8 protein-coding genes are annotated in these 10348 nt (G+C 43.6%); 1 reads left to right on the forward strand and 7 read right to left on the reverse strand.

The window, feature by feature from the left end; all coding sequences use genetic code 11:
* The 6 genes from tnpA to L5M10_RS22490 all read right to left on the reverse strand — a co-directional run.
* A partial coding sequence (gene tnpA, locus L5M10_RS24245; RefSeq protein ID WP_411569098.1) for an IS66 family insertion sequence element accessory protein TnpA occupies window positions 1-168 on the reverse strand: 168 nt, incomplete at its 3' end.
* Window positions 169-244: 76 nt separating this feature from the next.
* The gene (locus tag L5M10_RS22470) at window positions 245-1717 is read right to left on the reverse strand and encodes a hypothetical protein (protein ID WP_263255969.1); all 1473 of its coding nucleotides are present in this window, start codon (window positions 1715-1717) and stop codon (window positions 245-247) included.
* Window positions 1718-1751: 34 nt separating this feature from the next.
* Window positions 1752-3611: a restriction endonuclease subunit S gene (locus tag L5M10_RS22475; protein ID WP_263255970.1), complete on the reverse strand. Its 1860-nt coding sequence runs from the start codon at window positions 3609-3611 to the stop codon at window positions 1752-1754.
* Window positions 3611-5113, reverse strand: coding sequence for a type I restriction-modification system subunit M (locus tag L5M10_RS22480; RefSeq protein WP_263255972.1), 1503 nt, complete (start codon window positions 5111-5113; stop codon window positions 3611-3613). Before L5M10_RS22480 ends, L5M10_RS22475 begins: the two co-directional genes overlap by 1 nt.
* A gap of 87 nt (window positions 5114-5200) precedes the next feature.
* On the reverse strand, window positions 5201-7663 hold the full coding sequence (hsdR, locus tag L5M10_RS22485) for an EcoAI/FtnUII family type I restriction enzme subunit R (protein WP_263255974.1): 2463 nt from the start codon (window positions 7661-7663) through the stop codon (window positions 5201-5203).
* Between the two features lie 396 nt (window positions 7664-8059).
* Entirely contained in the window at window positions 8060-8938 is an 879-nt protein-coding gene (locus L5M10_RS22490) for a hypothetical protein (protein ID WP_107404673.1), read from the reverse strand.
* 816 nt (window positions 8939-9754) lie between these two features.
* Between L5M10_RS22490 and L5M10_RS22495 the strand changes: the two genes are divergently transcribed.
* A complete protein-coding gene (locus L5M10_RS22495) occupies window positions 9755-9964 on the forward strand; it encodes a hypothetical protein (RefSeq protein WP_220778090.1) in 210 nt (69 codons plus the stop codon).
* Between the two features lie 192 nt (window positions 9965-10156).
* Here the strand turns inward: L5M10_RS22495 and L5M10_RS22500 are convergent.
* Window positions 10157-10348, reverse strand: a 192-nt coding sequence (locus tag L5M10_RS22500; protein ID WP_263192926.1) for a transposase, incomplete at its 5' end; no start/stop codon positions are given.

A 10348-nucleotide genomic window follows, 5' to 3' on the forward strand; every position in this document is an offset into this window, starting at 1 on the left:
CACATTAGCTTGCTCAGTTTGTGGTGATAGACGTTGCCGCCATTTATAAAATGACATGGTGCTCAGTTGATGGGTTTGGCAAAACTCAGTGATGCTCAGCTCTGATGTGTGCCATAAGTCGATTAATTGCTGCCATTGTGCAGCGTTGCGGTAAGCTCGCTTTGCCATATCACTCTCCTGTAATGATGAGTGCACAGCTTATCGCGCGATCTTAAGTGGGAATAGGACGTCCTAAAATGGACGCTTACGATTTAACGACGGTGTCACGGACATTCTCAGTGTCAGTGACTAAGTTTTGGTTTGCGTCTTTCATTGTGGAAGTCATATCTTTAGCGTCTGCGACTAACTTTTCAATCATGTCTCGCATGGTGCTGTTTAAGTCAGTAACAGTATCTTGTAAATGCTGTTTAATGATTTCTGTTTGAGATTGCAAGTGATCTGACGTGGTTTTCAAACTTGCATTTGTTCGGGCTGTGTTATCCGTAAATTCATTACCCGCGGTTTCAATGTCTTTGCCTATTTTATCCGAGCTTTCAATTAGGCGCACACCAACACTGTTAATGCCTTTTTCAGTTTCGCTAGCAAACTTCTCTAGTAGATCATTTGATGTTTTGACATGCGCTTTAATGTATTCATCTGACTCTGATAGAAGTGACTTGTAATGGTCACTGGCAGTAGTCACTGCCGCAGATATATCTTCTACGGTGCTTTGCACTTGCGCTCTAATTGTAGGCAATGCATCAACTGCTTCATCACGCATTAATTTAAAGGCTTCTAAATGACGTTCAAGCTCAGCCAATTGATGCTGATTAACTTCCATTACGCCTTTTAGTTCATGCATAGATTGCGGGATGATTTTACTTTGCTCACTAATATGCGCAACTGATGACTCTGTTGCTGAAATGGACTCGACACCTTGGGCATATTGCTGCTGCATTTGCTCAAGTTGTAATTTGTAGTTTTCTTGCCATTCAACAAGCTTAATCACTGCCTCATTAAGTTGCTTAAAGTTATCGCCAAACTGCTCAGTTAAATTATTATTAAAATCTGTAATCACTTGCTTTAGGGCTTCTATCACTTGCTCAGTAGCAGATTTAGATAACGTATCAGCAAAGTCTTGCAGTTTAAGCCAAAGCTTCTCAGAAAATGCGTCAACCTTTTCTTGTTGCTTAATGGATTGTTCTTGCAGATTTTTTGCCGACAATTTGGCATTGTCATTAATATCGCCACGCAGAATTTTAAGTTGCCCAAACAATGTGGATTCTTCATTACCCACAAGCGCATCTTTTAAAGTACGGGTTTCAGCAACTTGTGCCTGCATCGCACCTAATATTGCTTCAGGCGTAGCATGCGAAATACTCTCTTCAAGCTGCTTAGGCCTCAAAAAAGAAAATGTCGCTAATGTTTTGAAAACCAACGACAGCAAAATACCCGCTAAACTGGTAATAAAGGCCGTTTTCAACCCTTCAAGTAAAGGCGGAATACTGGCTTCAATATCGAGCTGATTAAAATCTAACAAGCCCAATACAATGCCCAAAAATGTACCAAAAATCCCCATAGTGGTTAATAAGGTCGGTACATAATTGACAAACTCAACTTGCTTAGCTTGTTTGGTAAAAAACAACCCTAATGCACACACTAAAGCCATCAACACTAAAATGGCACTACTGACCGATTGTGTATTAAGGCTACGTAATAAACTCTCTAATATTTCCATATATTTTATATCTTTCTGTAGTTAAGGTAAGTGGTTAAATAGCCTGTTCGACGATGGTGTCGGTGAGATGCAGTTGAGTGGTTTGCGCATCCGCTAAACGGGCTTTGAGTTGATCGCAAAGTGCCATTAGTTCATCGACTTTAGCGACGATACGTTGTTGTTCTTCGAATGGAGGAATGGCAATAAAAAGTTCTGTGACATCTGACATTTTCAAATTTGGCTGCAAACCTGAACCTCCAAACCTTTGTTGATAGTGGGCTAGGACTATAGGGCTCCGCATAAATAAAAATGTAAATCCTGTATCATAGATAGATCGAATCGCTGCTACACGCTGATTGAGCAGAGACTTATCATAACTGTTAGGGCAAATGCTTATCTTTAAACCAGCTGATATGTATGGTCTAGTTAAAGCTAAAATTAAATCTCCATGCATAACTTGGTATTGAGTATACTTTTCTGCAAATTCAGATGGTAAAAAGTCTTCTGTTTCAACAAAATCACATACACCGGCATTGGTAATTTTGACCACGCGAGTTCCAAATTTGTTATTAAAGTCTCCACTATTGAATGCGTTTCCGGCAAATACATATGTGTAATTGCCTACTCTATTCCACGCCCACCCATTCGGTAGTTCAAACGGTTTTTCTTCTTCGGTGATGACGGCCAGTGGCTTCTGCTTTTTGATTTTCCCCTCTTTGATCAGCTGGGCTTTTTCTTTGGCGATACGCTCTAATAGTTTGGCTGCAGGTTCGTCATTAGGGTCTTGTTTTACTAGCTTACCCATCACGGCGAGTTGGAGGATAGTTTGTTTTAGGGTGTCGATGCTGGCGCTAGTAGTGAATAAGGTGTCGAAGTGCTCGGCAACACGTTGCCAATCCTTAACAAAGCTATTTGTAAAAGGCTGCGGTTCAAGACTGACATCAGATTGACTTGCCGTATTAGCAGCCGTTTGTGGCAGTAGCAGCGCATTGAGCAGGGTTTCAACTAAGGTTTGGTGTGCCGCAATGCTCGCTTCGGTTTGCGTTTCAAGGGCATCACACAATAGCATCAATTCATCGACTTTAGCGACGATACGGTGTTGTTCTTCGAGTGGAGGAACTGCAATTGGCATCAAAGATAACTGTCCTAAATAAATGCCCTTTTGTGCAGTACCTTTGCCATGTTCATCATAATAGTTTAAGCAAATCGGTGAAATAAACTGGTTGCATAGGAATTCTGGCTTTAGGCATGTTTGGATAACTGCAACACTGCGCTGAAGCACAAATTTTGGAGCATTAGTTGGCACGACTGCCGAACGGCCAATCGAACCGACAATAGTAAGAAGTATATCTTTAGGCTCTATTTGAGTCCTCGAGTCTTCTTTTACAAAATTAAGCTCATCAACATAACGAGAGGGATTATCGAAATCTATTCTCCCATAATTCACATTTTGCCCACTTAGCATCGGATAACCATCACCATTATCCCTAGCAGGATTATGTGAACCATCAGTCAATTTGTAAGAAAGAACACCGAGTCGACTCCACTCCCAACCTTTCGGGAGCTCAAACGACTTTTCATCTTCACTAATCTCAGGCAACGGCTTTTGATTTTTAAGCTTGCCATCTTTCACCAACTGCGCTTTTTCAGCCGCAATGCGTTCTAGCAATACTGACGCGGGTTCATCGTTAGGAGCTTGTGGCACTAATTTACCGCGCACGGCGAGTTCAAGAATCAATTCACGCAGTTTTTTGATGCCATAAAGCGAAAACTTATTGGAGCTACCACGGCCTGCTGAAGACTTTTGCTCAATGGCGGTCGTCCAAATATCAAGGTGAGTGGTAATTAAATTTTCAGCCGTTGGCGTGGCTTTGATATTGCGAGCGTGAGTGTCTGTTATGGATAAATCAGCCATTACTTGCCCTCACCTTTTGATGCAGCCGAAGGTGACGATAATGCTGCAGACAAGATGCCTTTGAGTTGGTCACGCAAGGCTTGAATATCCGCTTGTTGCTTGGCGTAATCGGCTAACAAGGTTTGCGGATCGTGGCTTACCACTTCGCCCACATGGGGGTTTTTAATATCGAGGTTGTAGTTACGGGCAATAATGTCGTCGATGGAGACTTTCCACGCTTGCTCGTTTTCGACCCGCGCTGCAAAACCATCAGCTTCATCGCCCCACCACGCGAGTTCTGTCTCAAACTCTTCGAACTTCATGGGCTTGGTTTTGTTGTAGTTTTTCACCCCTGCTGGGTAGGGATGCTCGTAAAACCAGACATGTTTAGTCGGCGTGCCCTTAGTGAAAAACAGGATATTGGTTTTAATGCCAGTGTAAGGATTAAATACGCCGTTAGGTAAACGCACTATGGTGTGCAGATTACATTCTTCGAGCAGCATTTTTTTAATTTTGGTTTTAACGCCTTCACCAAACAAGGTGCCATCGGGCAATACCACGGCTGCGCGGCCGCCCTTGCCATTTGTTGCAGGCGCAAGCACTTCGATAATCAGCTGCAGGAATAAGTCGGCAGTTTCGCGGGTTTGGAACTCGCTAGGGAAGTTTTTTTCAATCCCGTCCTCTTCGGTACCGCCAAAAGGCGGGTTGGTGATGATGACATCGATATCTTCATCCCAGCTTGATAACGGTTTGTTTAAGGTATTGCCGTGTTTAATTTGTACCGGCACTTCAATACCGTGCAGCATCATGTTGGTGGTACACAGTAAGTGCGGTAATTGCTTTTTCTCTACCCCATGAATTTGCTGTTGCAGAGTTTGGTGATCATCCGCTGTCTTGACGTAATTGGCTTTAACATGATCAAAGGCACAGGCCAAAAAGCCGCCGGTGCCACAGGCCGGATCCATAATCGACTCGCCAAGTTTTGGGTCTGTTACGGCCACAATAAACTTGGTGATGGCACGCGGAGTATAGAACTCGCCTGCATTACCCGCGCTTTGTAAGTCTTTTAAGATTTGCTCGTACAAATCACCAAACAAATGCCGCTCTTTTGAGTCGGTAAAGTCGATTTCATTGAGTTTATTGATGACTTGACGCAGTAGCGTGCCGTTTTTCATGTAGTTAAAGGCATCTGAAAACGCCGCTTTTACCACATAACCGCGGGGATTTTTATCTATCGGGGCGGTGAGATTTTTAAGATCAGGGAATAGCTCATCATTCACAAATTCAAGCAGCTCGTCACCTGTGATCCCTTCGTTATCGGCAGCCCAATTACGCCATAAAAAATCACTCGGGATAGGTGTACTGTAATCATCGAGTTCTAGCTCTAACTGCTCTTCTTGGGCATCGAATACTTTTAAGAACAGTAACCAAGACATTTGGCCTAGTCGCTGGGCATCGCCATCGACGCCGGCATCTTTACGCATAATGTCTTGAATAGATTTAACGGCTGAACTGATAGACATAAATTTCTCTTTTCGTTTTTAATGCTTAACGCTTAATTTTTAGTTGTAAGTAAAACGCACCAAAGTACGCACTGCTTATTAGGCTAATTATTGTGCTATTTGGTAGATTTCGGCTTCTAACTCACTAATGGCTTGTTCGTACTGGGGTTTGCCACCAAAGCCTTTTTTGATGATGTCACTTAAACTGCCTATGTCATTAAATGGCTGAACTTTAAGCACTTGCAGATTTTCAATTTCTTGCACGCCCACATCGGCGTATTTTATCAATAAATTCTCGAGTACGGCTTGGGCCGTGTCGGAATATTTAGTGAAATAATTGCGTTTTTTAACGTTATTAGCCCGTTCAGCGCGGGTTAACGGCGGTTGGTCGTACACGACATGGCAAATCATATCGAAGGGATCCATGTCTTTACCCACTTCTTCCTCAAGTGCTGACCAAATAATCCCCTCTTGCGCCAGCTCATCGATGACCGCTTGTTTACGGTCAGCGTCATTCCAACGCCTGACAAACTCATCAAGCGAACTGAACTGTTTCGCCATGGTTTTACGGGTGTAATCCTTAAAGGATTCAGTGACCAGTTTGCCGTCGCTGTCGTAATACTGCACCCGCTCGGCAACTTTGCTGACTGTCACGCCAGATACGCGGTACTTGTTAACCTTACGAGTTTCGCCTTCGTCCCATTCACTTTCATCAAAGCTACCATCGCCTTGAGGATCATTTTTGGTGTTGTCTTGGCCTTCGCCTTGTTGCTCATCTTGAATGTCCCCCTGAACATCTTCCTCGTTTGGTTCATCATCAGCGGCATCAATATCCACGTCTTCATCTTCAATGTCTTCAGGCGTCACTTTAATGATTTTTTCAGGGGTACCATCAAAACGTTCGTCGGCAAATAACTCGGTTGCCTTTTTGAAATCCAGAATGGTAAACCATAACTTATTGTATTTATCATCTATTCGAGTGCCGCGACCGATGATCTGCTTAAATTTGGTCATGGATTGAATATTTTGATCGAGCACTACTAACTTACAGGTTTTCGCATCGACACCTGTGGTCATGAGTTCTGAGGTGGTCGCAATAACCGGATAGGCCTTTTTAGGGTTGATGAAGTTATCCAGCTGGGCTTTGCCGAGTTCATCATCACCGGTGATCTTCATAACGTATTTGTCATTTTTCGCCATTTGCTCAGGGTTAAGATTGGCAAGTGCGCGTCGCATCCGTTCGGCGTGATCAATATCGTTGCAAAAAACAATGGTTTTACCCATAGGATCGGTGCGTTTAAGGTAGTTAGTTATGGTTTCGGCCACCAACTGAGTACGCTCATCAATCACCATAGTGCGGTCAAAGTCTTTTTGGTTATAGATCCTGTCTTCGATCACTTCGCCATTGTTGTCGATTTGGCCCTTTGTGGGTCGCCAGCCTTGTAAGTCCACATCAATATCAACACGAACCACTTTATAAGGCGCTAAGAAACCATCGTCGATACCTTCTTTGAGCGAATAGGTGTAAAGCGGATCGCCAAAATAATCAGAGTTAGATACCTCATCGGTTTCTTTTGGGGTTGCGGTTAAGCCCACTTGCGCGGCACTGCTAAAATACTCGAGAATTTCGCGCCAAGCGCTGTCGTCACTGGCACTGCCACGATGACATTCATCAATAATGATCAGGTCAAAAAAGTCTGGAGCGACTTGTTTAAACGCTTTTTGACTCTCATCAGGGCCAGTCAGTGCTTGATAAAGTGCTAGATGGATTTCATAAGCAGGATCGACTGTTCGGCCAGTAATTTTGGTCATCGATGTGCCAAAGGGCTGAAAATCGTTTATGCGAGTTTGATCGACCAAAATATTACGGTCAGCGAGGAATAAAATGCGTTTCTTGGCACGGGATTTCCATAACCGCCAAATGATTTGAAATGCTGTGTAGGTTTTACCTGTGCCCGTTGCCATCACCAGCAATACCCGATCTTTACCCGATGAGATAGCTTCAACGGTTTTATTGATGGCTTGCAACTGATAATAACGCGGGTGCTTACCCGTGCCGTCATCGTAATAGGCTTCGTTAATGATAGGTAACTGCGCTGCGGTATAACCTTTCCAAATACAATATTTAGCCCAGAGTTCTTCAGGACTAGGAAAATCTTCTAAGCGGATTTCGGATTCAAGGTTGTGAGCCTCTGGGGTGCCTAGTTTGGTCTTGTCGTGGAAGATAAAACCATCGCCGTTAGAGGCAAACACAAAGGGAACATCGAGCAAATGAGCATAATCGAGTGCTTGTTGTATGCCCTTACCGACTTCATGCTTATTCGCTTTAGCCTCAATCACCGCCAGCGGCATACTCGGTTTATGGTAGAGCACAATATCGGCTGACTTAACCGTTGTGCGCATGCCCATTTGACCCCGCACAATCACCTTACCATCACGCAACTTCACCTCCTGGCGAATTTGCGTCATATCATCCCAACCCGCATTTTTTACCGCAGGCATGATGAACTTTGTGATGATATCTGTTTCGGTTAACTTTGCTTTATTGATGCTCGCGTTATGGTTGACCATTACTAATCCAATTCCCTCTAGATAGATAACCGAATATTCTGGTTATTGAGTTTGCCACAAAGCCCTTAAGTAACCTAGGGTTAGAACAGCAATTACCCTGTAATTATCTTTTTTGTGTTTTACATCAAAACCAAATAACGTGGACATTTCATCATAAATATCCAATAAACTGATTAATTTGCCCAAGGATGTGCTTACTTATCAATGTGGGGAACAGGGACGACCTCGCAATGAAGCCTTAACAGGCTGAAATAATAAAATAAATTATTATTTCAGATGGCAGTACCAAAGTGTGCAGCCGACTTCATCTACTGGTAATGCATTGTAAAATCTTTGTATACCCTTCAAAAGGCACTTAGGTGCCTTTTGTCGTTTTTGGAAATTAGAGATTGTTTGTTAGCGATAAAACCGTTCGGTGAGTTCATCACACAGCAGAGTACGATAGATAATTCGTTGCTTAAGTGATGCCGCATCTTGCGCGGTTAATAAAGGCTGACGAGTCTTTTTATCAGGCCTTGTGGTTAGCTCCTCATAGAGCTGCTCATGAAGTCGTTTAATGTCGCTAAAAATGTGCAAGGATTGAGAAAACAGCATGACCTTATCGTAGTAGCCTTGCCCTATTCCATCATGCCATTTCAATAAAATGGTTTGCCGCGCGGCTTTTGTCTTAAAGGAATGCTCCATTTCGACGGCACAAATGGTTCCATCCACCTCCCTCACTATCCCATCCACATTTCGCACGCTGCTGTGAGTAAAACGCCGTTTAAACTCGGGTTCAGTCATCATGGCACACCATAGCGGATTTGGCTCACCGTTGGGCTTGTGATGATGGATGCCTTTCAACAACACAAACTGCATGATTAAGTCGTGCATTAAAGTGTTCTGGTTCACTTGCAGCGCCGGATGCTCTTTCGCACGATAATAGACTGCAACATTCAGTAACTCTTCGGCGTATTTTGCGCCACTGTAAGTGAGTGTATAAACACGGCCATCGTGGGAACGATGGGTAGTAACAAGGCAAAGCAGTTGCTCTTGGACAAGCTTATTTAAATGCTCCAGAGATTGCCGATGGCTGATGCCATAGAGCCAAGCAATGTTACTCGGTGAAATCAGGCCAAATCGAGCCACCAATTTCATGGTGAACTCGCGGCGGATTTTCCCCGTTTTATTGTTATTTACGCCAGGTCGATATTGCATATCGAAATTCAAAAACGGGTCGTATCGAAGTGGAAGATTCGCGACCGATTTATCCTTTGCGCTACTGTGTGATGTCATTAAAAATACCTTTGATTTAATGGGTACAATTAACTAGCCATCGAGGGGACAAATTTAACGCATTGATGATATTTTTGAGTGAATAATTGCAGATTTTCATCACGATAAACTGCTTTCATCCTATCGGAATGAAAATAGCGATGAACATCGCTACCAAGCCAGCCTTTGGCTGATGAGTCACTTGCTGCGCAAACGACTCAGATGCCCTGAAGCGCCCGCCAGCTCTGATGACTCGTCATCGACGCTGGCTTACGAACTCCGTTCTAGCACTTCACGACATCAGACGCGCATGCACCGAGCTACGCTCTGTACTAACCGCATTTTCGCCGCTCACGTCGAGGGGGCGATGTGCCATCTTATTCCCCCTCGCGTCTCGCTCACTTTTCTCACGAAAAGTCTGGGGTTTAGCGGTGTATTTGTGCCAAATTCACCCCTAAATTTTGCTGAGGCAAAACTAAAATGCGGTTAGTACAGACCAGCTGTACATGCGCGTGCTCCTTTGAGCCATTACTGCGTAATCGCCCAAATCCGCGCTTGAAAGCTTGTTATCACAAGCACTTTTGTCGCAGAAAATCGTACCGATTTTTGCTCGTCAAAAGCACATTCTGTTAACGCCAACCAGCAAGCTCAGCATTAAAATGTCGTCACTAATGTGAGTGTGAAGTCCGAGACAAGATAAAAAATGAAAGAAAAACAACAAAACTCACTCAACATTTTTCTCGTTCACCATTGCGAAAAATATGCTTGAAAAAGTGCTTTTTTTCATTAATGTCAATTTAGGAGCTTTACTCATAATCACACTAAAGGAATAACAGCATGACTGACAATAATCACAACGGCCCGATCGTAAACATTGATGGCACACCTATGATAGGTAACACAGGAGTCGATGTGCATGGCAACCCATTTGGCATTACTGAATCCGACACATCGACGTGTAATAGCAGCATAAGCGATGATGCTTGGTCATTGCCTAACGACACATTTAGCTGCGATTTCGACAGTGGATTTGGGGATGGTTTCTAATTATGCGCCGTCATCTAAACGACAAAACACTTGCCAAATGGATACCTTTAGTCCTTTTGAGCATTATCACTATCATGTGCTTTTGCTGGTTTATCTATACTGAGGATATGAATTGCCTTTTACCTCCGTTAATACGTAAGCGTCCATTTTAGGACGTATTGACGCCTTATAGATTTCGGCCAAGCATCCTGGCTAGATGTCTTTCATGATCTGCACCAGTCCTGGTGGGATTTTCCACTGGCGGTTATCATCGCTGACCACCATCACTGATTTCTTGTTGATTTTGATAACCACCCCGAACACTTGGCCTTCTTTGGCCTTGAAGTGGACTTTTTGGCCTAAACGTAGCTGGCTTAGAACATTGATGTCGTTTTGCAAACGTAA

Source organism: Shewanella sp. SM32 (assembly GCF_025654235.1).
Taxonomy (GTDB): Bacteria; Pseudomonadota; Gammaproteobacteria; order Enterobacterales; family Shewanellaceae; genus Shewanella; species Shewanella oncorhynchi.

Bases quoted from the DNA above. Each gene is read 5' to 3' on its own strand.
- L5M10_RS22470 (WP_263255969.1), bottom strand. From the start codon at position 1,717: ATGGAAATATTAGAGAGTTTATTACGTAGCCTTAATACACAATCGGTC.
- L5M10_RS22475 (WP_263255970.1), bottom strand. From the start codon at position 3,611: ATGGCTGATTTATCCATAACAGACACTCACGCTCGCAATATCAAAGCC.
- L5M10_RS22480 (WP_263255972.1), bottom strand. From the start codon at position 5,113: ATGTCTATCAGTTCAGCCGTTAAATCTATTCAAGACATTATGCGTAAA.
- hsdR (WP_263255974.1), bottom strand. From the start codon at position 7,663: ATGGTCAACCATAACGCGAGCATCAATAAAGCAAAGTTAACCGAAACA.
- L5M10_RS22490 (WP_107404673.1), bottom strand. From the start codon at position 8,938: ATGACATCACACAGTAGCGCAAAGGATAAATCGGTCGCGAATCTTCCA.
- L5M10_RS22495 (WP_220778090.1), top strand. From the start codon at position 9,755: ATGACTGACAATAATCACAACGGCCCGATCGTAAACATTGATGGCACA.